The sequence below is a fragment of the Loigolactobacillus zhaoyuanensis genome, from assembly GCF_003946385.1.
In the GTDB taxonomy this organism is placed as follows: Bacteria; Bacillota; Bacilli; order Lactobacillales; family Lactobacillaceae; genus Loigolactobacillus; species Loigolactobacillus zhaoyuanensis.
In genome coordinates, this window is sequence record NZ_RHOE01000003.1 from 46,179 (window position 1) to 68,780 (window position 22,602).

A 22,602-nucleotide genomic window follows, 5' to 3' on the forward strand; every position below is an offset into this window, starting at 1 on the left:
TAATTTTTAGAAAGCAGGAGTATGTGTGGAATTTAATGATTATCAAAAGTTAGCTAATCGCACTTTATTGGGTAACGAGCAGGTTTTAACTAATTGTGCGTTGGGCTTAGCGAGTGAGAGCGGCGAGGTCATTGATTTGATCAAAAAATACACTTTTAACGGTGAAGACTTGAAGCGGGATGAATTAGTCAAGGAAATGGGTGACGTGCTTTGGTACCTATCACAGGTGGCTGAGTGGGCTGATATTCCGTTTGACGACGTCGCACAACAAAATATCACTAAATTAAATGCGCGCTACGGCAAGCAGCTTGATGCTAAAAAGCAATAAAAAAAATACGACATATGTCGTATTTTTTTATTTTTCTAACCAACCACCGTCGATTGGGATGACGCTACCGTGGATATAGTCGGCTGCTGAACTGGCCAAGAAGAGACTTAAGGCAGCAACTTCTTCTGGTTGGGCCCAACGCTGGGCGGGTGTTTGTAGCGCAACTTGGTGTGCCATCTTAGCATCACCAAGAAAATCGGCTGCATTCATCGGTGTGTCAATTGCGCCTGGAGCAATACAATTAGCACGGATTCCGGAAGCTGCGTAGTCGTAGTCAATTTGTTTGGTCAAACCAATAACGCCGTGTTTAGCAGCGGTATAGGCAATACCGCCGCCGCCAGCGACTAAACCGGCAATTGAGGCCATATTGATGATGACCCCATGTTGTTGCTGTAGCATCTGCGGCAACAGTGCTTGGGCGCAAAGGAATTGACTGGTTAAGTTAGTCGCTAAAATCGTATTCCAACTGGCTAGATCAGTGTCCAATAAAGGCTTATAAGCGTCGAGAATTCCAGCAGTGTTTAGCAACAACTCGATCTGGCCAAATTGTTTGATGGCATGTGCTACGCTATCGCTGATTGCTTGAGCATCACGTACGTCAACTTGTTCAAAATAGAATTTTTGCGGATATTGTTGTTGAAGTTGGGTGATCATTGGATTCACATGACGATCAATACCAAATACGGCGACGTCTTGCGCTAAAAAGGCCACTGCTTGCGCGTGGCCAATACCGGAAGCAACGCCAGTGATGAAGGCATGCTGCTGGATGAGTTCAGGATAATTAGCCATTATTCAACAATTTGCCAATCTGTGGCTAGTAGGTCACAGCTGGTTGGTTGAAACATGGATAAACTAGGTGTTTCGTCAGTTTTAATCAAAAAGTAGGGATTGATGGCAGCTCCTTGATAAGTCGCATCGGCCACTAAGAAAATATATTGTTCGCTGCCGCCCCAGCCGCTGCGAATTACTTTTTTGCCGCTGGATAATAAGGGTAAGGCTTCATTAAAGGTCATGGATTAACGCTCCTATTCATAATTGAGATAATATTTCGTTGCCGAAATACTTATTTTCATAAACGGATGTCCTTCCTCGCAACGTTGTATAAAGACTACAACTAGTCGGACAGGCTCTTATTCATAATTGAGGTAATATTTCGTTGCCGAAATACTTATTTTCATAAACGGATGTCCTTCCTCGCAACGTTGTATAAAAGCTACAACTAGTCGGACAGGCTCCTATTCATAATTAAGGTAATATTCATTGCTTGTTGCAAGTCTGTTTGTCCAGTTTATTCAGTTAGATCGATCCGTTTAGCTAAAACATAAAATAAAAGGGCACCGATCACCAGAGAAAACAATTCGCCTAAAGCGACGCTGAAGTAAGTTGGCCAAAACGGCAGTTTGCTGACGATATGAAGTTCTAAGGCAACACTCCACATGGCGATCGTGCAAATAATGGTACTAGCCGCGAGTTTAGCTGCCAAGTGCTTTAAATGGCGACTAACATAATAGCTAATAGTTGTCATGGCTAATGTGCCTAGCGTACCAAAAATAATATCAATAATGCCTAGTGGTGAAAATAAATTAACAATGGCACAGCCAATCGTTAAAGCCCAAATATAACGTTTGTTGAAAATTGCTAAATGATTCAGCATTTCCGAAAAACGTAATTGTACCGCACCGAAACTCCATGGGGCGACGAGCATGGTGATCACAATATAAAGTGCTGCGATCACACCAATTTTAGTTAGTGAGCTGGTTTTGATCCGAGTTTTTTCCATAGAAAATAGCCTCCTAGTTTTTTATTATGGTGGGATAGTCACGAACCACCACTGACAATTAGTCAGACTTGCATTGTTAAGTATAACAAACTCTGTCGTTAAGGGAAAATTTTGTTAAAAAAATAGTCAAAGCACTAGGTCAGCTTTGACTAGGTTAAGTTTATTTTTCTGGTGCTGCTTTTTTAGTGACTTTGGTTTCCTTTGGCTTTTTGGCCACTGGCTTTTCAACTGGTTTTTTTGGATCTAAGGCGAATTTATCAAACAATTCATTTAGTGTATTATCTTGCTTCATGGTTAATCCCATTACACTCATCCTTTCTGCTTCATAATTAATTTTGTTCATTGCGGTTATTATAAACAACAGGTTGCTTTCATATGTTCCTATTCTAGCAGAAAAGCTTTTTTTTTGCTCAGATTAGTCCTGTAAATTTTTTAAAATGTATAGTTAGAATTGTTTATGCATTAATTTAATTATTTAGTGGATATACTTGCATAAAAAATCATCATCGAGTATAATCGAGCTATTGAATCATAAAAAGCCATGTTTTTGGTCTGGAAATCATCCAGTAGCATGGAGCAGAGGTAGGTTATCACATGAAAAAAATAATGAGTTGGTTAATGTTGGCGTTCACCGTCAGCGTTGCAATGCTGGGCGTTTTCGCACAACCAACACAGGCAGCAACGGATGATTCATTGGCACGAGTACAAGAAAAAGGGACCTTAGTCATGGGGACAAGTCCTGACTATCCGCCATATGAATTTTTAGTTAACCGTGGCGGTAAAGAACGAGTTGTCGGCATGGATGTTGATATCGCTAAGAAAATCGCTAAAGATCTAGGCGTGAAATTAGTGATCAAGCAAATGGATTTTGATTCTTTATTAGTCGCATTGGAAACTAATAAAGTCGATATGGTCATTTCGGGGATGTCACCAACAGCGGCACGGAAAAAGAGTGTTGATTTCTCCAATGTCTACTATAAAGGTGGTCAATCGATCATCATCAATAAGGCTGATAAAGGGTTATACAAAGACAGAACTTCCTTCCAGAATAAAGCCATGGGTGCGCAAACTGGGAGTATCCAATTCAACTTAGGTAAGAAGCAAATCAAAGGCTCGAATATGAAAGGTTTAGCCAAAATCAGCGATTTGATTTTAGCCTTGAAGAGTCACAAGGTTGAAGGGGTGATCATGGAAACTCCTTCCGCGCAAGCTTATGTTGATAATGATCCTGATTTAGCCATGATCAATGGTAAGTTTAGTCTAGGTAGTGGTGAAAATGATACTGCTATTGGCTTCAAAAAAGGTTCGACTTCGTTGGTTAACGAAGTCAACAAATCAGTTGATCAAATTAACAAACAGAAGTTAACGAAGACTTATTTGAAGCATGCTGGAACCTACATGAAAACGAACACGAAAAACACGAGCATGTGGCATTATACGAGCTATTTCGTTAAAGGGGTCGAATATACTTTACTGATCACGGTGATCGGTGTTATTTTCGGGATTTTGCTCGGTGTCCTTTTTGCCTTAATGCGTTTAAGCAAGATCAAGTTGATCCATTTCTTAGGTGTGGCGTATATTGAATTTGTTCGGGGCACACCATTGATGATCCAAGTGATGTTCGTGTACTTCGGGATCGGACTATTTATCAATATTCCAGCCTTGATTGCAGGGATCATTGCTGTTTCTCTGAACTCAGCAGCTTATGTTGCCGAAATCATTCGGGGCGGGATCAACTCAGTGGCTAAAGGGCAAACGGAAGCCGCACGGAGCTTAGGTTTAAGCCAACAACAAACTTTTGTTAGTGTGATCTTCCCACAAGCGTTGAAAAATATTTGGCCAGCATTAGGGAACGAATTTGTTTCCCTGATCAAGGAAAGCTCGATCGTCTCGATCATTGGGGTCACCGATCTGATCTATCAATTAAAAGCAGTCCAAACGGCGACTTATAAAGGGGTTATCCCGATCGTAGTTGCCATGGTGATCTATTTTGTTATGACCTTCAGTTTATCCAAAGTATTGAACCACTACGAGAGGAAGATGAAGCACGATGCCTGAAATGATTACGATTGAGAATATTAATAAAAAATTTGGCGACACAGAAGTTTTAAAGGATTTAAACGGTAAAGTTGAAAAAGGTCAAGTGATCTGTGTGATCGGACCATCTGGTGGTGGTAAAAGTACGTTCTTACGCTGCCTGAACATGCTAGAACAACCAACCAGCGGTAAAATCGTGTTTGAAGATTCTGAATTAACATCATTAAATGAAAGTCAGATCAACCAACTCCGTGAAAAAATGGGAATGGTGTTCCAGAGTTTCAATCTATTCTCTAACATGACGGTGGTTGAAAACGTTAAGTTAGCGCCAGTTAAAGTTAAGAAGATGACTGATGCAGCGGCTCAAGAATTAGCGCTTAAATTGTTGGATCAAGTTGGTTTAGCCGAAAAAGCAGATAACTATCCGGCTAGTCTTTCTGGTGGGCAGCAACAGCGGGTAGCGATCGCCCGGGCGTTAGCAATGAATCCTGATGTAATGTTGTTCGATGAACCCACATCAGCATTAGATCCAGAAATGGTTGGCGAAGTGTTGAAAGTTATGCAAGACTTAGCCAATCAAGGGATGACCATGGTTGTGGTGACCCACGAAATGGGCTTCGCCAAAAACGTGGCCGATGAAGTTTGGTTTATGGACGGTGGCGTCTTTGCTGAAAAGGGTACGCCTGACCAAATCTTTGAGCATCCACAAAATGAACGGACACAAGATTTTCTAGCTAAAATTCTTGAAGCATAATGAAAAAGCTGGCCTAGGCCAGCTTTTTTGCGTATTGGTAAGCTGAGTGCTTGCTTTTCCGGCTAGACGCGTTAAAATATAAAAGCGAACATGCGTACGTTACCTGGGCTTCCATAGCTAAGCGTACTTAAACAACTTTAATTTATAAAGCAGAAAGGCTGTTTTAGTGTGGCAACAGAATATTTAGAGCATAAATTAGCCTTATTACCGCCGCTGCCCGGTTGCTATTTGATGAAAAACCGTGACGGCAAGATCATCTATGTCGGTAAGGCGAAAAATTTAAAAAATCGAGTTCGTTCCTACTTTAAGAGTAGTCATGAGGGCAAAACTGCCCGACTGGTTGCTGAGATCCGTGACTTTGAAACCATTATTACTTCCACTGATAAGGAAGCATTTTTGTTAGAAATTACGCTGATCCAGAAGCACCAGCCACATTTTAATATCAAATTAAAAATTGGTACGGGCTATCCCTATATTAAAATCACCAACGAACGTGATCCGCACATGTTGATCACTGGTGATGTTAAGAAAGACGGCGGCTATTATTTTGGCCCGTATCCGAATGTTTACGCCGCCGAAGAGACGCTTCATTTTCTACAAAAGGTTTACCCACTACGTCGCTGCAGTGGCCGCCAAACTCGACCTTGTTTGTATTATCATATGGGGCAGTGTCTCGGCGCTTGTTTCCGTGAAGTGCCTAAAAGTGAGTATGAAGCACAGATCCGTAAGATCAAACGCTTTTTAAATGGCCAAGTTAGTGACGTTAAGCGGGAATTACGCGAGCAAATGCAAACTGCTGCGGCTGACTTACAATTTGAACGGGCAGCTGAACTACGTGATCAGTTACGTTACATTGAGGCCACTGTTGAAAAGCAGAAAATTATTTCCAACGATCATACACCGCGGGATATTTTTGGCTATTATATGGATAAAGGTTGGTTGTCTGTCCAAATCTTCTTTATTCGCCAAGCCCGATTGATCAAGCGAGAAAAGCGTCTGTTTCCATGTGTTAATACACCGGAAGAAGAGCTGGAAAGTTTTATTTTACAGTTTTATAAGCGTAAAAATAATGTCTTGCCCCGGGAGATCTTGGTACCGAAAGGCGTTAATCAAAAAGTGTTGGCTGATATTTTGCAGGTGCCGATTCGCACGCCGCAACGTGGTGAAAAACGAGCGTTAATGCTGATGGCTAACAAAAATAGTCGCTTAGTTTTAGAAGAGAAATTTCGCTTGATGGAGCTGGATAACTCACATACGGTGGGTGCGGTACAAGAATTAGTTGACGCTTTACAGATCACATCAGCGCATCGGATCGAAGCTTTTGATCATTCCAATATTCAAGGTACTGATCCCGTATCAGCGATGGTTTGCTATATTGATGGTGAGCCGGCTAAAAGTGAATATCGGAAGTATAAAATTAAATCTGGTAGTGGCGCTAACGAAGCGGCCAATACTCAAGAAGTGATTCGACGTCGCTATGTGCGCTTGTTAAAGGAACAACAGCCGTTGCCGGATCTGATTTTAATGGATGGTGGCGAAATTCAATTAAACGCTGCGCGCGAAGTTTTAGAGGATGAATTGGATCTGCATATTCCAGTAGCCGGTATGGTCAAAAATGATCACCATAAAACGGCTGACTTAATGTATGGCCCGGATGATAAGAAGTTGGATCTTGATCCTAAAAGTGAAGGCTTTTATCTGTTACAACGGATTCAGGATGAGGTCCATCGATTTGCAATCACCTTCCATCGTCAATTACGGGGAAAGCATTCGTTAAGTTCACAACTTGATCAAATTCCTGGCGTCGGTCCAAAAACACGAACAAAATTATTACGTCAGTTTGGCTCATTAAAGAAATTGAAAGCAGCGACCATTCTTGAATTACAGGCGATCGGTGTTTCTAAAACAGTCGCTCAGACCATTAAACTGTCGCTTAAATAGTAGTTTAGCAGGGCTTAGCCAGTTGATAGCTAAGCCCTTTTTATGTGCAATAAATTTTAAAATTAAGTAAATTGTAATCGATGCCATAAATTTAAACCTTATATAAAATACGAACAATAAATAAAATAAATTTAAAAATATACGTCTACTGTGTTGACGAACAATATGAGGTGCTGATACACTTAATGTACGTTTTAAATTAAGGGAGGTAAAATCCGTGAATCAAGTTGCAATCGTAATGGGTTCCATTTCCGATTGGCCGACGATGCAGTCAACCGCGGCTATTTTAACCGAATTACAAATACCGTTTTGCAAACGTATTATTTCAGCCCATCGTATGCCACAAACACTACAAAGTTTTGCACAGCAAGCTATTACCGAACAAATTGACGTGATCATTGCTGGTGCTGGTGGGGCAGCTCATTTACCAGGCATGCTTGCTGCTAATACGACACGCCCAGTGATCGGGGTACCAATCGAAAGCCATGCGTTGCACGGGATCGATTCCTTGTTATCGATCGTCCAAATGCCAGCTGGTGTGCCTGTGTCCACGATGGCAATCGGCACGGCTGGCGCTAAAAATGCGGCGTTGCAGGCGGCTAGTATTTTGGCCTTACAAGATAGAGCACTGCAACAGCGCTTGACTGATTACCGCGCTGCCCAAACACAACGATCAGTTGAAAGTGAGGCGCAACTTGATTAAACAGTTATTGCCACCTGCGACGATCGGTATTGTTGGCGGTGGTCAGCTAGGTCAGATGTTGACGTTAGCAGCTAAAAGTATGGGTTACAAGGTTGGGGTGCTTGACCCGACACCAGATTGTCCGGCGGCACAAGTTGCTGATTTTCAAATTAAAGCTGACTATGATGATCGGACCGCGATGCTACAGTTAGCCAAGCAGGCCGATGTGCTGACTTACGAATTTGAAAATGTTGATCTTGACAGTTTGGAAACGGCCAGCCAATATGCCGCCTTACCACAGGGCACCCACTTATTGGCAGTCACACGTAATCGGTTGACTGAGAAAAAATTTCTCAAGTCGCTAGGCGTACCAGTGACGGATTTTGCTGCGGTCAACACGCTGGCTGAATTAAAGATCGCTAGCACGACAATTGGATTGCCCAGTATTTTAAAAACAGCCACTGGGGGTTACGACGGCCATGGCCAATATGATGTGAATACTAGCGCTGATATTGCTACCGCCACCAAATTACTGCCTGGTGATTGTATTTTGGAGCGGCGGCAAGCCTTTATTAAAGAGCTGGCGATTATGGTGACACGCGATCGAAATCAACAGGTGCGAACTTTTCCGGTGGTAGAAAATATCCATCAGCAACATATCCTCCACGAGACGATTGCCCCGGCACCAGTAACAGCAGCGATTCAAGCGACCGTCGTGCAGATTGCAACGAAAATTGCCCAAGGCTTAGATTTGTATGGCGTGTTAGGTATTGAGTTTTTCTTATTATCCGACGGTCGCTTGTTAGTCAATGAATTGGCGCCCCGGCCGCATAATTCAGGTCATTTTAGCATCGAAGCCTGCAATCTATCACAATTTGCCGCCCACATTCGCAGTATTTGTGGCTTGCCGCTCCCACCAATCACGCAACAACGACCAGCAGTAATGGTTAATTTATTAGGTCAGCACCTAGAAGCGGCTCGGCAGCGTTGGTTGCAGCGGCCGCAGTGGTACCTGCATGATTATGGTAAAGCCGAAATTCGCCACCAACGTAAAATGGGTCACATCACAATTTTAACTGACGACCCCGTACAAACGCAGGCCCAATTAGCCGCAGAAAAAATCTGGGAGGATCAATAATGCGTAAACTTAAAGAATTGAAAACTGGTAAGGCTAAGCGTCTGTACACCACCGATGATCCAGAAGTTCTCTGGGTGGAGTATTTAGATCAAGCTACGGCGCTAAATGGTAAACGTAAAGAACAAATTGCAACCAAAGGGGCTTTAAATAATCAAATTGATAGTTTGCTTTTTGATTATTTAATTGCTAATGGTGTGCCGACTGATTTTATTCGCCAAGTTTCGGCCACGGAACAGTTGATCCATCCGGTTAAAATGATCCCCTTGGAAGTAGTGGTGCGCAACCTTGCTTCTGGTAGTTTCCAACGCAAGTTTGCCACTGATTATTTACAGCCATTAAAACAGCCGATCGTTGAATTGTTTTATAAGTCCGACGAATTAGATGATCCATTTATGAATGACGACCAAGTGACAGCGCTGGGAATCGCCAGTGCCGTTGAATTAGTGCAGATCAAACAATTGGCGTTACAGATCAATCAATTGTTGATCGCTCGTTTTGCCCAAGGCCAATTGACATTAGTTGATTTCAAAATTGAAGTTGGCTACCTAAATGGTCAATTAGTTTTAGCTGACGAAATTTCCCCAGATTCATGCCGTTTAGTTGATACCACGACTCAAGAATCGTTGGATAAAGACGTTTTCCGTAAGCACACCGGTGATTTAACCACCGTTTATCGCGAAGTCCTGACTCGTTTACAAAACTCGGAGGTGGCCCATGTATCGCGCTAAAGTTTATGTGACCTATAAAGATTCGATCCTCGACCCGCAAGCCGAAGCAATTAAAACAGCGTTGCATCAGCTAGAGTTTCCAGAATTAACTCAATTGACTTGTGGAAAATATTTTGAGCTTGAATTAGCAACGACTGAAGCAAAAGCCGCAACCACGGTGGAGCAAATGTGTCAAAAGTTGTTGGCTAATGTCAATATGGAAAGTTATCGTTACGAAATTGTGGCGGCGGAATAGAAAGGGCGGTCGACGATGAAATTTGCGGTGATTCAATTTCCTGGTTCAAATTGTGATCAAGATTTAGTGGCGGCGTTGCGGGATGTTTGCCAGCAGGACGTGCAGTTAATTAGTTATCAGAGTACTGATTTATCTGCTTTTGCGGCTGTTTTACTACCCGGTGGCTTTTCATATGGTGATTACTTACGTGGTGGGGCGATCGCTCGCTTTGCACCGATCATGGGCGCCGTTCAGCAATTTGCGGCCGCTGGTGGTTTAGTTATTGGTATTTGCAACGGTTTCCAGATTTTGACTGAAGCAGGTCTGTTACCAGGCGTACTACAACGTAATAAAGGCGCCGATTTTATTTGTCAGTCCGCAGCGTTGACTGTAGCCAATGCAAAAACCAGTTTTACTAGTGCTTATGCTGATCAGCAATCGATCCAGTTACCAATTGCCCATGGTGAAGGTAACTATTATTGTGATGATGCGACTTTGGCGCAATTAAAGGCCGAGCAGCGCATTGTCTTTACCTATCAGGATAATCCAAATGGTAGCCGGGCTAATATTGCTGGAATTACCAATCAAGCCGGTAACGTATTGGGGATGATGCCCCATCCGGAGCGAGCAGTCGAAGCTTTATTAGGTAGCGAAGATGGTCGTGGTCTGTTCCAAAGTATGATCCAAACATTAACCGATAAGGTGGTGCCGGTATGATCGAGCAAACAGCGGCAACAATCAAAGCGCAGGAACTTTATGCTAATTGGGGATTGACGACCGCAGAATATCAGCGGATTCAGGAACTATTGGGCCGACTACCGAATTTTACCGAAACTGGCTTATTTGCAGCAATGTGGAGCGAACATTGTGCCTATAAAAACTCAAAGCCATTACTAAAACAATTTCCGACTAGTGGTCAGCGTATTCTGCAAGGACCAGGTGAAGGTGCCGGGATCATTGACATTGGTGACGGTCAAGCGGTTGTTTTTAAAGCGGAAAGCCATAATCATCCTACGGCAGTTGAACCATATCAAGGTGCAGCAACTGGCGTTGGTGGTATTATTCGCGATATTTTCTCGATGGGGGCGCAGCCAGTCGCATTACTTGATAGTTTACGTTTTGGTGAATTAGATGATCCACACACACGCTTTTTATTAAAGGAAACGATTGCGGGTATTGGTGGTTATGGCAACTGTATTGGCATTCCGACCGTGGGTGGTGAATTGGCTTTCGATGACGCTTATGCTGCTAATCCGGTTATGAACGCAATGTGTGTCGGTGTGCTAGATACGGCGATGCAACAAAAAGGTCAAGCCACCGGCGCTGGTAATTTAATTTATTATGTCGGTGCTAAAACTGGGCGTGATGGGATTCAGGGGGCGATTTTTGCTTCAGCTGAATTTAATGATCAGGTTGAAGCTGATCGCTCCGCAGTCCAAGTAGGTGATCCATTTATGGAAAAACAATTAATGGACGCTTGCTTGGAGCTGATCCGAGAACATCCAGAGGCTGTTGTGGGGATCCAGGATATGGGTGCCGCTGGATTAGTTTCGTCTTCTGCAGAAATGGGCGCTAAAGCTGGCTACGGGATGGTGCTAGACCTTGATGCGGTTCCGCAGCGCGAAGCTGGGATGATCCCCTATGAATTAATGTTATCGGAATCACAAGAACGAATGCTGATATGCGTGGCTAAAGAGCAAGCGGCAGTAGTAGAACAGCTTTTTGCCGGTTATGATTTGGCGGCAGTTAAAATAGGTACGGTAACAGCGACCAAGCAATATCAGTTATTTGCTCATGGTCAGTTGGTTGCCGATGTACCGATCACTGCCTTAGTTGACGATGCGCCCGTTTATCATCGACCACAAGCCGTGCCACAACGATTATTAGCGGCTGATCCGCAACAATATCGACCTGAATTTACTGATGCGGGGCGTGTGTTACAACGTTTATTGCAACAACCAACGATCGCCTCGAAACAAGCCTTATATCGTACCTATGATACACAGGTTAAAACGAATACTGTTGTGGCACCTGGCTCAGATGCTGCAGTGATTCGGCTTCGCGGTGGGCGCAAAGCGTTAGCGATGACCACCGATGGTAATGGACGTTATCTCTACTTGAATCCAGAGATCGGCGGTCAAATTGCGGTTTGCGAAGCGGCGCGGAACATTGTAGCTAGTGGTGGTACACCTTTAGGCATCACTGATTGCTTGAATTTTGGTAGTCCAGAAGAACCTGAAAGTTTTTACGAATTAGCTCAAGCTACCAAAGGGATGAGCGCGGCTTGTCGAGCGTTAGCCACACCAGTGATCTCCGGTAATGTGTCGCTATATAACGAGTCTAACGGGCAAGCTATTTATCCCACACCAATGGTCGGCATGGTGGGTTTGATCAATGATTTGGATTTGATCACGACCCAAGACTTTAAACACAGTGGTGACACGATCTTCTTAGTTGGCGCAACTCACGCTGATTTTAATGGTAGTGAAATTCAAAAAATGTTGACTGGCACGATCAGCGGCGCATTATTCGATTTTGATTTAACCACTGAGCTGGCTAATCAGCAATTGGTGCAGCAAGCGATTCAGGCTGGCTTAGTCAATAGCGCCCATGATCTAGCTGAAGGTGGCCTGGCGGTTGGCTTAGCAGAAAGTTGTTTTGGCCACGAATTAGGTGCTCAAATCACGATCGATCTACCAGCTAGTTGGTTGTTTGCCGAGACACAGTCCCGCTTTATCGTAACCGTACCAGCAGCAAAAGTAGCTGAGTTTACCAAATTGGCTGGTGCGCTGGCACAATCGATTGGCAAGGTTATCGCAGCTCCTGAATTGATCATCGCTACCGCAACGGCACAAATCAACTTGGATGTCAGCGCAAGCAAGCAACAGTGGGAGGCGGTATTAGCATGACAAGTGAACTGAAAAGCCTGAATGAAGAATGTGGTGTGTTTGGCGTTTGGGGTGATTCACAGGCCGCCGAATTAACTTACTTTGGCTTGCACGCTTTACAGCATCGGGGTCAAGAGGGTGCAGGAATCGTTGCCAATCAGCAAGGCCATTTAACCGGTGAACTGGGCTTAGGCCTATTGACGGAGGTTTTTGATCAGCCGGATAAATTAGCCGCTTTAACTGGCGCCGCAGCGATCGGGCATGTCCGTTATGCGACGGCTGGTAGTTCGGGCATTGAAAATATCCAGCCCTTATTATTTAATTTTACCGACCACCAAGTTGCTTTAGCGCATAATGGAAATTTGACCAATGCGGTGAGTTTACGGACTGAATTAGAACAGGCTGGCGCTATTTTTCACGCTAATTCAGACACTGAAGTATTGATGCACTTGATTCAGCGCCATGCAGCACCAACGTTTAAACAACGCCTGAAAGCTAGCTTGCGCCAAATTAAAGGTGGCTTCGCTTACTTGATTTTAACCAGCGATGCCTTATATGCGGCACTGGATCCCAATGGTTTTCGACCGTTGGCGTTAGGACAATTACCGAATGGCGCCTACGTGGTTGCCAGTGAAACTTGCGCCTTAGATACAGTTAGTGCCAAATTTATTCGGGATGTACAACCTGGTGAAATGATTCAAATTGATGACAACGGGTATCAAGTGGAAAAATATACCACGGAGACACAATTATCAGTTTGCTCGATGGAATTCATTTATTTTGCCCGGCCGGATTCAACGATTTATGGCGTTAATGTTCATCAAGCACGGGAACGGATGGGACAACAGTTGGCGCGCGAGCATCCAGTTGACGCTGATATTGTTGTCGGCGTGCCAAATTCTTCTTTGTCGGCGGCAAATGGTTATGCTGCGGCCAGCGGGATTCCTTACGAAATGGGCTTGATCAAAAATCAATACAGTCAGCGTACCTTTATTCAACCGACGCAACGATTGCGGGAACAAGGTGTACGGATGAAGTTATCCGCTGTATCTGCTGTTGTTGCCGGAAAAAAAGTCGCTTTGATCGATGATTCCCTGGTTCGTGGCACCACCAGTAATTACATTGTGCGTCTGCTAAAAGAAGCCGGCGCTAGCGAAGTGCATTTATTGATCGCTTCACCACCATTACGTTATCCCTGCTTTTATGGTATCGACATTGAAAATACTCGTGAACTAATGGCGGCTAACTTGACCTTACCGCAAATGAAAACCAAAATTGGGGCTGATTCGCTGGCTTTTCTCAGTGTTGCCGGGTTGATCGATGCGATCGATCTACAAAGTACCGCACCCTATTCTGGGTTATGTGTGGCCTACTTCAACGGTGATTATCCAACACCATTATATGATTATGCAGCGACTTTTGAACCACCACGTGTTCTGGCAACAACTTAATCAAGTTGAGGGAGGATAAATTAATGGATGCTTATGAAAAAGCGGGCGTGAACATTGCGGCCGGTGAGACTGTGGTCACCAATTTACAACAGCAGTTGCAGAAATTAAATGGCACGAATGTGTTAGGTGGACTCGGTGCTTTTGCTGGCTTGTATCAATTGCCGGAACAACACCAGCCGGTTTTAGTGGCGGGAACTGATGGCGTTGGCACCAAATTGTTGCTGGCGATTGAAAGTGGTCGGCGAACAACGGTTGGCCAAGATTTGGTGGCAATGTGTGTGAATGATGTTGTTGCGCAAGGTGCGCAACCCTTATTTTTTCTCGATTATTTAGCGCTGGCACAGACGGAACCGCAACAAGTCACAGAATTAATGCAAGGTATTATTGCCGGTTGCCAACAAAGTGGTATGGCGTTACTTGGCGGTGAAACTGCAGAAATGCCGGATATGTACGCTAATGGCCACTATGATTTAGCGGGATTTGCGGTGGGCGTTGCTGAAAAATCTGCCTTACTGACACCAGATAATGTTCAAGCTGGCGATATTTTAATAGGGCTACCGTCTAGCGGCTTACACAGCAATGGGTTTTCCTTGGTGCGCCAACTATTGTTTAAAGACCGCGACTATCATTTTACCGATACACCAGCGGAATTAGGCGGCGCTAATTTGTTGGACACTTTGCTGACGCCAACACAGATTTATGTTCAGGCACTACAACCTTTATTGCAACAAAAATTGCTTGTGGGTGCAGCGCACATTACTGGCGGCGGTTTATTAGACAATGTGCCGCGGATGCTGCCGGCTGGTTTACAAGCACAACTTGATTTAGCTAGCTGGCCACAACCGCCGATTTTTAAATGGCTTTGCCAGCTCGGTGAATTAAGCACTACGGCGGCTTATACGACTTTTAATATGGGCATTGGGATGGTACTAGCCATTCATCCAGAAAATCTAGCTCAAGTTCAAGCGCAATTAGCGCAGCAACATCAAGTGAATTATCAAATTGGGACCGTTCAGTCTGGCATGCCGGCAGTCAAATTAGTGGCGGCAGCATTATGAAAAAAATTGCAATTTTCGCTTCTGGCAATGGTAGTAATTTTCAGGCGTTAGTTGAAGGTATTCAACAACAAAAATTGGCGGTCCAAGTGGTGTTATTAGTTTGTGATCAACCACAAGCGCATGTTTTACAGCGGGCGCAGCAATTAAATATTCCTACATGGACTGCGTCGATCAAGCAATTTACCGATAAGACTGCGTTTGAAACGGCGATCTTAACTGAACTGCAGCAGCTTGATGTGGGGCTTGTTCTTTTGGCCGGCTATATGCGGATCATTGGGCCAACGCTTTTACAAGCTTATCCACAACGAATTATCAATATTCATCCAGCATTATTGCCGCAATTTCCTGGTCGGCACGGAATCGAAGACGCCTTTGCGGCGGGCGTTGAACAAACTGGCGTGACCGTGCATTACGTTGATGCCGGGATCGACAGTGGGCCGATCATTCAGCAGGCGGTAGTACCTGTGCAGCCACAAGACACTGTGGCTAGTTTAAGTGCCAGAATTCATCAAACAGAGCACTGGCTTTATTTAGCTGGTTTAGAGAAAGTATTAGCAACAAGATCGTTAAAATAAAAATAAGGGGCGCTTGCGTGATGAAAACAGCATTACTTAGTGTATCGGATAAAACAGGTTTAGTTGAATTTGCTCAAGGCTTAGTGGCACAAGGTTACCGGATACTTTCGACAGGTGGTACGCAAAAAGTTTTAGCCGCTGCCGGTGTGGCGGTCACACCAGTGGAAGCAGTGACTCATTTTCCAGAAATGCTTGATGGTCGGGTAAAAACGTTACATCCAGCGATCCACGCCGCCTTATTAGCCAAGCGCGACGATCCTGAACATATGGCAACTTTGGCTAAGCAACAGATCGCGCCGATTGATTTAGTCTGCGTAAACTTGTACCCCTTTAAACAAACGATCATGCAGGCCAATGTGACTGAAGCTGCGGCAATTGAACAGATCGATATTGGTGGCCCTAGTATGTTGCGTTCAGCGGCTAAAAACTTCACTGCTGTGTTACCAGTCGTGGATCCAGCTGATTATACGGCTGTACTGGCGGCCATAACAGCGGATCAAGCGACACCTGATTTGCGGCGGCGCTTAGCGGCTAAAGTTTTTCAGCACACTGCCAGTTACGATGCTTTAATTGCTGATTATTTAACCACCGACGAATTTCCAGCTACGTTAACGCTAGCTTATGAGAAAAAACAAGACTTACGGTATGGTGAAAATTCACATCAAAAAGCTGCTTTTTACCAAACAGCAATTCCTGAAGCTTATTCAATTGCGCAGGCGCAGCAACTACACGGTAAGGAATTGTCCTATAACAATATTAAAGATTGTGACGCCGGGTTGCGGATCAGCCGCGAATTCAGTCAACCAGCTGTTGTAGCGGTCAAACATATGAATCCCTGCGGTGTTGGGCTAGCAGATAACATTGAACAGGCTTGGGATCGTGCATTTGCTGCTGATTCAACTTCGATTTTTGGCGGTATCATTGTTTTAAATCGCGAAGTTGATCTGGCAACAGCGGAAAAGATGCATCAATTGTTTTTGGAAATTATCATTGCGCCTAGTTTTGCACCCGCGGCATTTGCAGTCTTGGCTAAGAAGAAAAACCTACGTTTATTGACCCTAGATATTAGCGCGGCAGAACAAACGGAACTGGAAACGGTATCGGTTATGGGCGGCATTTTGCGTCAGGAAGCCGACCAAGTTCATGAAACAGCCGCTGATTTTGAAGTCGTCACTAAGAAGCAACCAACGGCAGCCCAATTAAAAGCGTTAGAATTCGGTCAAATTATTGCCAAGCACGTTAAAAGTAACGCAATCGTGGTAGCAACCGCAGAACAGACTTTAGGCATCGGTGCTGGGCAAATGAATCGCATTGGCTCTGTAGAAATTGCCATTCAAGCCGCAAAACAGCATCCGGAATTCACAGAAGCCATTTTAGCGTCGGATGCCTTTTTCCCCATGGCTGATTCAGTTACCTATGCGGCTGCACACGGTATCACCGCTATTGTCCAACCTGGTGGCAGCATCAAAGATCAAGACTCGATCACTAAGGCGGATGAACTTGGTGTGGCGATGGTGCTTACTGGTCGGCGGCATTTCCGGCATTAATTTAGGAGGAAATTATGGCTAAAGTTTTAGTGATCGGTAGTGGCGGTCGGGAGCACGCTATTTGTCGGCAGTTTTTGTTAAGTCCACAAGTCGAGCAAGTCTATTGTGCGCCGGGTAATGCAGGTATGGCCGGCGACGGTGTTCAATTGGTGGCCTTAACCACGTTTGCGGACTTAGCGGCTTTTGCCCAACAGCAGCAGATCGACCTCACCTTTGTTGGACCAGAAATTCCGTTGCAGCAGGGGCTCGTGGATTATTTTCAAGCCCGCCAATTGCCAATTTTTGGCCCAACGCAAGCAGCCGCTGAACTAGAGAGTTCAAAAAGTTTTGCCAAAGCGTTACTGGCAAAGCAACACGTGGCTACGGCAGCGTACCGCGAGTTTAGTGATTACGCGTTAGCTTGGGCGTATTTGCAGCAACAAGCCTTGCCGCAAGTAATCAAAGCAAATGGCTTGGCGGCTGGTAAAGGGGTCACCATTGTCACGACCTTAGCGCAAGGACAAACGGTGTTGCAGGACTTGCTACAGGCGCATCAATTTGATACCACCAGCGTGATCATTGAGGAATTTTTAGTTGGTGAGGAATTTTCTTGCATGGCCTTTGTCGCTGGTGACCAAATTGTGCCAATGCCACTGGCTCAAGATCATAAGGCGCTTGGTGCCGGCGATCGTGGGCCCAATACTGGGGGCATGGGTGCGTATAGCCCGTTGCCGCACTTGCCGGCTGACCTGGCGCAGCAAGCTTTAGCGCAGGTATTACAGCCGATCGTTGCTGGGATGCAGCAACAGCAGCGCAGTTTTAATGGTATTTTGTATGCTGGCTTGATTTTAACGGCGACAGGGATCAAAGTGATCGAGTTTAACATGCGCTTTGGTGATCCAGAAACGCAGGTGGTATTGCCGCAATTGACCAGTGATTTTTATCAATTATTGCAGGACATGCTGGCTGGTAAAACGGTGCAACCCACTTGGCAGCATCAGCAAATTTACTTAGGCGTTGTCGTGGCGGCAGCCGGTTATCCCGGCGCTTATCAGCAGGGTGCAGCCTTGCCTGAGCTAAGCCGGTTACCAGCCGCTATGAGGACTTACTATGCTGGGGTGGCGCTGCAGCAGGGCCAGCTAGTCAGTGCCGGCGGGCGTGTTTTTCTTTTAGCTACCCGCGCTTACGACGTGGCTACGGCGCAACAAACAGTCAATGCTGTTTTGGCACAATTGCCACTAGCTGCGTTTACTTATCGACCAGACATTGGTTGGCACGCACTAACTTAGCTTTGACACCAAAAAAGTGCTTAGCAACGACTTTAATTAGTCGCTGTTAAGCACTTTTTACTTATATATTAGTTTTCTTCTTTTAATGCTGGCCGCCAGATACCGAGGATGATCCCGGCAACGACTGCACCGATGACGACGGCTAAGAGGTAGAAGACCCAGTTAGTCGCTAGTGGGGTTACCCACAAACCACCATGGGGCGCTGGCACGGAAACGTGCCACAATTGCGTTAAGCCACCGCCTAAGGCTGCGCCGATCACACTTGATACGATCACGTGTAAGGGGTCAGAAGCGGCAAATGGAATCGCACCTTCAGTAATGAAGGAAATACCTAAAACGTAGTTAGAAATACCAGCTTTGCGTTCGTCAGCGGTAAATTTGTTTTTCCAGAAAGTTGTGGCGATCGCAGTGGCCAAAGGTGGTACCATGCCACCGACCATAACGGCAGCCATTAATTTACCATCACCAGTTGCGGTGTAAACGCCAATGGCAAAGGTGTAAGCGGCCTTGTTGAAGGGACCACCCATATCGATGGACATCATGCCCCCGAGGACGGTGCCTAACAAGATCGCATTACCTGTGCCCATGCTCTTCAAGAAGGTGGTTAAACCATGGTTGATCACCGCAAAAATAGGGTCAACAATGAAGTACATCAGGAAGCCGACAATCAGTAAGCCTAGGATCGGGTAGAAGATCATTGGTTTCAAGCCATCTAATGACTTAGGCAAGTTGCGGAATAAATGTTTCAATAAGACAATGACGTAGCCGGCAATGAAACCAGCAGCTAGACCACCTAAGAAACCGGCGACACTAGTTGTTTTAACGATACTTGCGGCGGCAGTGTTGGCCATGAAACCACCAACAAAACCAGGCATTAACGCCGGCCGATCACCAATTGAAACGGCGATGTAAGCAGCTAAAACAGGAATCAAGAAGCTAAAGGCCCAGTTACCAATGCCGTTTAAGAAGATAAAGGTGGTTGAGTGGGCGCCAACGGTTTGTTCGACCATGAAGGAGATGGCCATTAAAATACCACCACCAACGACGAATGGTAACATGTTAGAAATACCATTCATTAAGTTAGCGTAAATTTTGCTCCAAGCTGATTTGCTTTCGCCGTCATCATTGTTTGAACTGCCATCTGCACCAGTTGCGTGGAAAATTGAGCCTTTTTCAGCTAAAGTTTCGTTGATCAATTCTTCTGGTTTTTTAATGCCATCGATCACAGGGCGATTAAGTAAATGTTTGCCATCAAAGCGATCCATCTCGACTTTTTTATCGGCCGTGATAATAACACCGACGGCACGCTTGATATCGTCAGCAGTTAGGCGATGTTTGACCCCTTCGGAACCATTTGTTTCTACTTTAATATCAACGTTCATTGCTTCAGCTTGCTTTTGTAAGGCGGCTTCAGCCATATAAGTATGGGCGATCCCAGTCGGGCAGGCGGATACAGCAACAATAAATGGCCGTTCAGTACTTTGCGTTGTTGCTGCTGGTTTTGCTGCAGCTGCTTCATCAGCAGCATCTTTGGCTTCTTTAGCTGCTTGCGCATCAGCAAATAATTGTTGCACATCATCTGGTGTTTGCGCTTTTTTCAAGGCTGCAACCAGATCAGGATTGATCAGCAGGCTTGAAAGAGCGGCTAAAGCCTGTAAATGAGTGTTATTGGCGCCTTCGGGAGCGGCGATCATGAAGAATAAATGAACTGGTTGACCGTCTAAAGCAGCAAAATCAACGCCGGCATCACTTTTAGCAAACAGCACAGTTGCGCGCTGAACGGCTTTATTTTTTGCATGCGGCATTGCGATACCGTCACCGATACCTGTGGTTGATTCTGCTTCACGTTTAATAATATCTTGTTTGTAAAGTTCTTCATCATTGATGATCCCTTTGACGAAATATTGGTGTACAAGCTCATCAATGGCAGCGGCTTTAGTGGTCGCCTTAAGGTCCATGATCATGGCGTCTTTAAGTAATAGGTCACGAATATCCATGAATATGACACTCCTTTTATTTTAAATTAATTAAGTTGATCGGTATAAGGGCTGATTTGAATGGTTTGCCGGACTGTCGCAATTTTAGCTTGATCGGCAAGATCTTCTGAAAAAGCAGTGGCACTGCCGCAAGCTAAACCCGTTTCAAAACTTTTTAAGGGGTCATGAGTTTGGCTAAAGGTGCCAACGAAGCCGGCGATCATTGAATCACCAGCGCCAACTGAATTGATGACAGTTCCCTGTGGTGCGGTTGATTTGTATACTTGTTGTTCGGTAATTAGAAAAGCACCAGCACCGGCCATTGATACTAGAACGTGTTTCGCACCGAGTGCCAATAATTTACGACCATATTTGACGATTGCAGCATCATTATTCAATTCAACATTGAATAAGGCCGCCAATTCGTGATGATTTGGTTTAACCACCAATGGTTGAGCGCTTAAAGTGTCCAATAACGCCTGGCCAGTGGTGTCGATCACAAATTCTGCGCCGCGGGCTTGAATCAAAGGAATCAAGTCACGATAAAAACTAGCAGCTAATGTTGGTGGTAAGCTACCAGACATGACCACAATATCGCCAGTTTGTAACTGCGTAAATTTAGCTTTGAAATTCGCAATTGCTGCGGTAGTGATCGTCGGGCCCTGACCATTGATCTCAGTTTCTTCGTTAGCCTTGATTTTTACATTGATCCGGGTATCAGCAGGGATTTCGGTGAAATCAGTGGTTATTTTTTCTGCAGCAAGTTGTTGCTGAATGAAATTACCCGTAAAGCCACCAAGAAAGCCCCAGGCCGCGTTTGGCACTGCGAGCTGATTTAGAATTCGTGATACGTTGATCCCTTTACCACCAGGCAACTTGGTGTCGTAGCTCATGCGGTTGACTGCACCTAGTGTTAGCTGGGGCAGTTGAACAATATAGTCAATTGAGGGATTGACCGTTACCGTGTAGATCATTTGATCGCCTCCAAAATATCTGTGTGTTGTTGGTACTGATCAAGCTCGTGTTGATTTAAATGATCGGTGACGATCGTTGCTTGAGTCAAATCACCGAATTTAGTGAAAAAAACTTGACCAAATTTGGTATGATCTGCTAATACGATGGTCATTTCAGCCTGCTCCATTGCAGTCCGTTTGATCGCCGCTTCGTCAGGGTCGGGCGTGGTGAAGCCATAATGCAAGTGCACCCCGTTAGCACCGAGAAAAACTTTATTAAAACGATACTGTTTTAAAGTTGCGATGCTATCGGCACCAACGATTGCTTTGGTCACGTTTTTTAGCCGACCACCAAGCAAGAAGCAGCGAATATCGTAATCAGCCAACAAGGATGCATGATTGACGCCGTTGGTCACTACGGTTAGGTTAGCGCTGGTCTGCAAAAAAGGGATCATTGCTAAAGTGGTCGTGCCAGCATCTAAATAAATAACGTCTTGTGCAGTTAGACAGGAAACTGCTAATTTGGCTAATGTTTCCTTTTCAGTCACGCTTTGATTGGATTTTTCACTGACCGCAAGTTCAGTTTGCAGCGCAGTGACACGTTTAGCGCCGCCATGAACGCGTATCAACAGGCCAGCTTCTTCCATTAATTGCAAGTCACGGCGAACAGTCGATTCAGAAGCGTTCGTGGCACTGATTAAATCATGTAATTTAATAATGTCGTGTTGTTTCAGTTGAGTCAGAATAAATTGATGTCTTTCTTCTGTAAGCACTTTCCACACCTCCGCAAAAACTAATTTACCACCAAAAACAGTCAAAATCAATAGTTTTCTTTCAAATTCATTCATAACCGTTAATCGAAGTTATAGAAAAGCGATGACAGCAGGGTTAGATCGTGAAAAAGATTTTTAAGGAAATTTTAAAACCTGAGCACGCAACAAGCGCACATTTGTTTGTCTAACGTATAGACAGCACCACTTTTTTTCTTTACAATTAAGGGATGTTCAAATTTATTATTTTGTTGTCAAACAGCACTTGTGACTAGACTTTTATGTGGTGATTAGTTTAGGATGAGCGTAGCGAAATTAATGAAGTAAGTTTGCGATTATAAATGAGTGAATGTGTAAAAGGACATCACTTTTACGCTAGAGTTACTTGAATTTCTGCGTTGTAAAAGCAGTTAAAAATTATTGATCAAAACAGGTTGCTGAAAACATCTAATCAAACATCAGAACTGAAATTTGGATTTTTGTATCGCTGTGTGGAGTAGGATCAGGTTTCAAC

At 44.6% G+C, this 22,602-nt stretch carries 22 protein-coding genes and 1 riboswitch; of the genes, 15 read left to right on the forward strand and 7 right to left on the reverse strand.

What is annotated here, in order from left to right; translation table 11 throughout:
* The first annotated feature begins 25 nt into the window (after positions 1-25).
* Positions 26-328, forward strand: a complete 303-nt coding sequence (locus EKM76_RS01200; RefSeq protein ID WP_125548847.1) for a nucleoside triphosphate pyrophosphohydrolase family protein — start codon at positions 26-28, stop codon at positions 326-328.
* A gap of 27 nt (positions 329-355) precedes the next feature.
* Here EKM76_RS01200 and EKM76_RS01205 read toward each other — a convergent pair whose 3' ends face one another.
* The 4 genes from EKM76_RS01205 to EKM76_RS01220 form a co-directional block, all read right to left on the reverse strand.
* The gene (locus EKM76_RS01205) at positions 356-1,117 is read right to left on the reverse strand and encodes a 3-oxoacyl-ACP reductase (protein WP_125548848.1); all 762 of its coding nucleotides are present in this window, start codon (positions 1,115-1,117) and stop codon (positions 356-358) included.
* Positions 1,117-1,341 carry a DUF2829 domain-containing protein gene (locus EKM76_RS01210; RefSeq protein ID WP_125548849.1) on the reverse strand — a complete coding sequence of 75 codons (225 nt, stop codon included), beginning with the start codon at positions 1,339-1,341 and terminating at the stop codon, positions 1,117-1,119. Before EKM76_RS01210 ends, EKM76_RS01205 begins: the two co-directional genes overlap by 1 nt.
* Before the next feature lie 275 nt (positions 1,342-1,616).
* The gene (locus EKM76_RS01215; protein ID WP_125548850.1) at positions 1,617-2,108 is read right to left on the reverse strand and encodes a QueT transporter family protein; all 492 of its coding nucleotides are present in this window, start codon (positions 2,106-2,108) and stop codon (positions 1,617-1,619) included.
* A gap of 7 nt (positions 2,109-2,115) precedes the next feature.
* Positions 2,116-2,163: riboswitch (PreQ1 riboswitch) on the reverse strand.
* A 105-nt stretch (positions 2,164-2,268) separates the two neighbouring features.
* Complete coding sequence (locus EKM76_RS01220) at positions 2,269-2,451, reverse strand: SPJ_0845 family protein (RefSeq protein WP_125548851.1); 183 nt, start codon at positions 2,449-2,451, stop codon at positions 2,269-2,271.
* A gap of 302 nt (positions 2,452-2,753) precedes the next feature.
* On the opposite strand from EKM76_RS01220, the gene EKM76_RS01225 reads away from it, so the two are divergent.
* The 14 genes from EKM76_RS01225 to purD all read left to right on the forward strand — a co-directional run bounded on the left by EKM76_RS01225 (position 2,754) and on the right by purD (position 18,389).
* Positions 2,754-4,166: an ABC transporter substrate-binding protein/permease gene (locus EKM76_RS01225; protein WP_225417849.1), complete on the forward strand. Its 1,413-nt coding sequence runs from the start codon at positions 2,754-2,756 to the stop codon at positions 4,164-4,166.
* A 1-nt stretch (position 4,167) separates the two neighbouring features.
* The gene (locus EKM76_RS01230) at positions 4,168-4,899 is read left to right on the forward strand and encodes an amino acid ABC transporter ATP-binding protein (protein ID WP_164507556.1); all 732 of its coding nucleotides are present in this window, start codon (positions 4,168-4,170) and stop codon (positions 4,897-4,899) included.
* 168 nt (positions 4,900-5,067) lie between these two features.
* On the forward strand, positions 5,068-6,840 hold the full coding sequence (gene uvrC / locus EKM76_RS01235) for an excinuclease ABC subunit UvrC (RefSeq protein WP_125548854.1): 1,773 nt from the start codon (positions 5,068-5,070) through the stop codon (positions 6,838-6,840).
* A 217-nt stretch (positions 6,841-7,057) separates the two neighbouring features.
* Positions 7,058-7,543, forward strand: a complete 486-nt coding sequence (purE, locus tag EKM76_RS01240; protein WP_125548855.1) for a 5-(carboxyamino)imidazole ribonucleotide mutase — start codon at positions 7,058-7,060, stop codon at positions 7,541-7,543.
* Positions 7,536-8,660, forward strand: coding sequence for a 5-(carboxyamino)imidazole ribonucleotide synthase (gene purK / locus EKM76_RS01245; protein WP_125548856.1), 1,125 nt, complete (start codon positions 7,536-7,538; stop codon positions 8,658-8,660). The genes purE and purK overlap by 8 nt, the downstream gene beginning before the upstream one ends.
* On the forward strand, positions 8,660-9,388 hold the full coding sequence (purC, locus tag EKM76_RS01250; RefSeq protein WP_125548857.1) for a phosphoribosylaminoimidazolesuccinocarboxamide synthase: 729 nt from the start codon (positions 8,660-8,662) through the stop codon (positions 9,386-9,388). The genes purK and purC overlap by 1 nt, the downstream gene beginning before the upstream one ends.
* Positions 9,375-9,623, forward strand: coding sequence for a phosphoribosylformylglycinamidine synthase subunit PurS (gene purS, locus EKM76_RS01255; RefSeq protein WP_125548858.1), 249 nt, complete (start codon positions 9,375-9,377; stop codon positions 9,621-9,623). Before purC ends, purS begins: the two co-directional genes overlap by 14 nt.
* 15 nt (positions 9,624-9,638) lie before the next feature.
* Positions 9,639-10,319, forward strand: a complete 681-nt coding sequence (gene purQ / locus EKM76_RS01260) for a phosphoribosylformylglycinamidine synthase subunit PurQ (protein ID WP_125548859.1) — start codon at positions 9,639-9,641, stop codon at positions 10,317-10,319.
* Positions 10,316-12,511: a phosphoribosylformylglycinamidine synthase subunit PurL gene (purL, locus tag EKM76_RS01265; protein ID WP_125548860.1), complete on the forward strand. Its 2,196-nt coding sequence runs from the start codon at positions 10,316-10,318 to the stop codon at positions 12,509-12,511. Before purQ ends, purL begins: the two co-directional genes overlap by 4 nt.
* On the forward strand, positions 12,508-13,941 hold the full coding sequence (gene purF / locus EKM76_RS01270; RefSeq protein WP_125548861.1) for an amidophosphoribosyltransferase: 1,434 nt from the start codon (positions 12,508-12,510) through the stop codon (positions 13,939-13,941). Before purL ends, purF begins: the two co-directional genes overlap by 4 nt.
* Before the next feature lie 23 nt (positions 13,942-13,964).
* The gene (gene purM, locus EKM76_RS01275) at positions 13,965-14,999 is read left to right on the forward strand and encodes a phosphoribosylformylglycinamidine cyclo-ligase (RefSeq protein ID WP_125548862.1); all 1,035 of its coding nucleotides are present in this window, start codon (positions 13,965-13,967) and stop codon (positions 14,997-14,999) included.
* Positions 14,996-15,574, forward strand: a complete 579-nt coding sequence (gene purN, locus EKM76_RS01280) for a phosphoribosylglycinamide formyltransferase (RefSeq protein WP_125548863.1) — start codon at positions 14,996-14,998, stop codon at positions 15,572-15,574. Before purM ends, purN begins: the two co-directional genes overlap by 4 nt.
* A gap of 20 nt (positions 15,575-15,594) precedes the next feature.
* Complete coding sequence (gene purH / locus EKM76_RS01285; RefSeq protein ID WP_125548864.1) at positions 15,595-17,121, forward strand: bifunctional phosphoribosylaminoimidazolecarboxamide formyltransferase/IMP cyclohydrolase; 1,527 nt, start codon at positions 15,595-15,597, stop codon at positions 17,119-17,121.
* 14 nt (positions 17,122-17,135) lie between these two features.
* Entirely contained in the window at positions 17,136-18,389 is a 1,254-nt protein-coding gene (gene purD, locus EKM76_RS01290) for a phosphoribosylamine--glycine ligase (protein WP_125548865.1), read from the forward strand.
* A gap of 68 nt (positions 18,390-18,457) precedes the next feature.
* Here the strand turns inward: purD and EKM76_RS01295 are convergent, their stop codons facing one another.
* Genes EKM76_RS01295 through EKM76_RS01305 form a run of 3 tightly spaced genes read right to left on the reverse strand, consistent with a single transcriptional unit; the run spans position 18,458 to position 22,091 of the window.
* A complete protein-coding gene (locus EKM76_RS01295; RefSeq protein ID WP_125548866.1) occupies positions 18,458-20,386 on the reverse strand; it encodes a PTS fructose transporter subunit IIABC in 1,929 nt (642 codons plus the stop codon).
* 26 nt (positions 20,387-20,412) lie between these two features.
* Entirely contained in the window at positions 20,413-21,339 is a 927-nt protein-coding gene (pfkB, locus tag EKM76_RS01300) for a 1-phosphofructokinase (protein WP_125548867.1), read from the reverse strand.
* Positions 21,336-22,091 carry a DeoR/GlpR family DNA-binding transcription regulator gene (locus EKM76_RS01305; protein ID WP_125548886.1) on the reverse strand — a complete coding sequence of 252 codons (756 nt, stop codon included), beginning with the start codon at positions 22,089-22,091 and terminating at the stop codon, positions 21,336-21,338. The genes pfkB and EKM76_RS01305 overlap by 4 nt, the downstream gene beginning before the upstream one ends.
* Between the last annotated feature and the right edge of the window lie 511 nt (positions 22,092-22,602).

Coding starts and splice junctions, on each gene's coding strand:
- EKM76_RS01205 (WP_125548848.1), bottom strand. CDS start 1,117: ATGGCTAATTATCCTGAACTCATCCAGCAGCATGCCTTCATCACTGGC.
- EKM76_RS01210 (WP_125548849.1), bottom strand. CDS start 1,341: ATGACCTTTAATGAAGCCTTACCCTTATTATCCAGCGGCAAAAAAGTA.
- EKM76_RS01215 (WP_125548850.1), bottom strand. CDS start 2,108: ATGGAAAAAACTCGGATCAAAACCAGCTCACTAACTAAAATTGGTGTG.
- EKM76_RS01220 (WP_125548851.1), bottom strand. CDS start 2,451: ATGAACAAAATTAATTATGAAGCAGAAAGGATGAGTGTAATGGGATTA.
- EKM76_RS01225 (WP_225417849.1), top strand. CDS start 2,754: ATGCTGGGCGTTTTCGCACAACCAACACAGGCAGCAACGGATGATTCA.
- EKM76_RS01230 (WP_164507556.1), top strand. CDS start 4,168: ATGATTACGATTGAGAATATTAATAAAAAATTTGGCGACACAGAAGTT.
- purC (WP_125548857.1), top strand. CDS start 8,660: ATGCGTAAACTTAAAGAATTGAAAACTGGTAAGGCTAAGCGTCTGTAC.
- purS (WP_125548858.1), top strand. CDS start 9,375: ATGTATCGCGCTAAAGTTTATGTGACCTATAAAGATTCGATCCTCGAC.
- purQ (WP_125548859.1), top strand. CDS start 9,639: ATGAAATTTGCGGTGATTCAATTTCCTGGTTCAAATTGTGATCAAGAT.
- purL (WP_125548860.1), top strand. CDS start 10,316: ATGATCGAGCAAACAGCGGCAACAATCAAAGCGCAGGAACTTTATGCT.
- purF (WP_125548861.1), top strand. CDS start 12,508: ATGACAAGTGAACTGAAAAGCCTGAATGAAGAATGTGGTGTGTTTGGC.
- purM (WP_125548862.1), top strand. CDS start 13,965: ATGGATGCTTATGAAAAAGCGGGCGTGAACATTGCGGCCGGTGAGACT.
- purN (WP_125548863.1), top strand. CDS start 14,996: ATGAAAAAAATTGCAATTTTCGCTTCTGGCAATGGTAGTAATTTTCAG.
- purH (WP_125548864.1), top strand. CDS start 15,595: ATGAAAACAGCATTACTTAGTGTATCGGATAAAACAGGTTTAGTTGAA.
- purD (WP_125548865.1), top strand. CDS start 17,136: ATGGCTAAAGTTTTAGTGATCGGTAGTGGCGGTCGGGAGCACGCTATT.
- EKM76_RS01295 (WP_125548866.1), bottom strand. CDS start 20,386: ATGGATATTCGTGACCTATTACTTAAAGACGCCATGATCATGGACCTT.
- pfkB (WP_125548867.1), bottom strand. CDS start 21,339: ATGATCTACACGGTAACGGTCAATCCCTCAATTGACTATATTGTTCAA.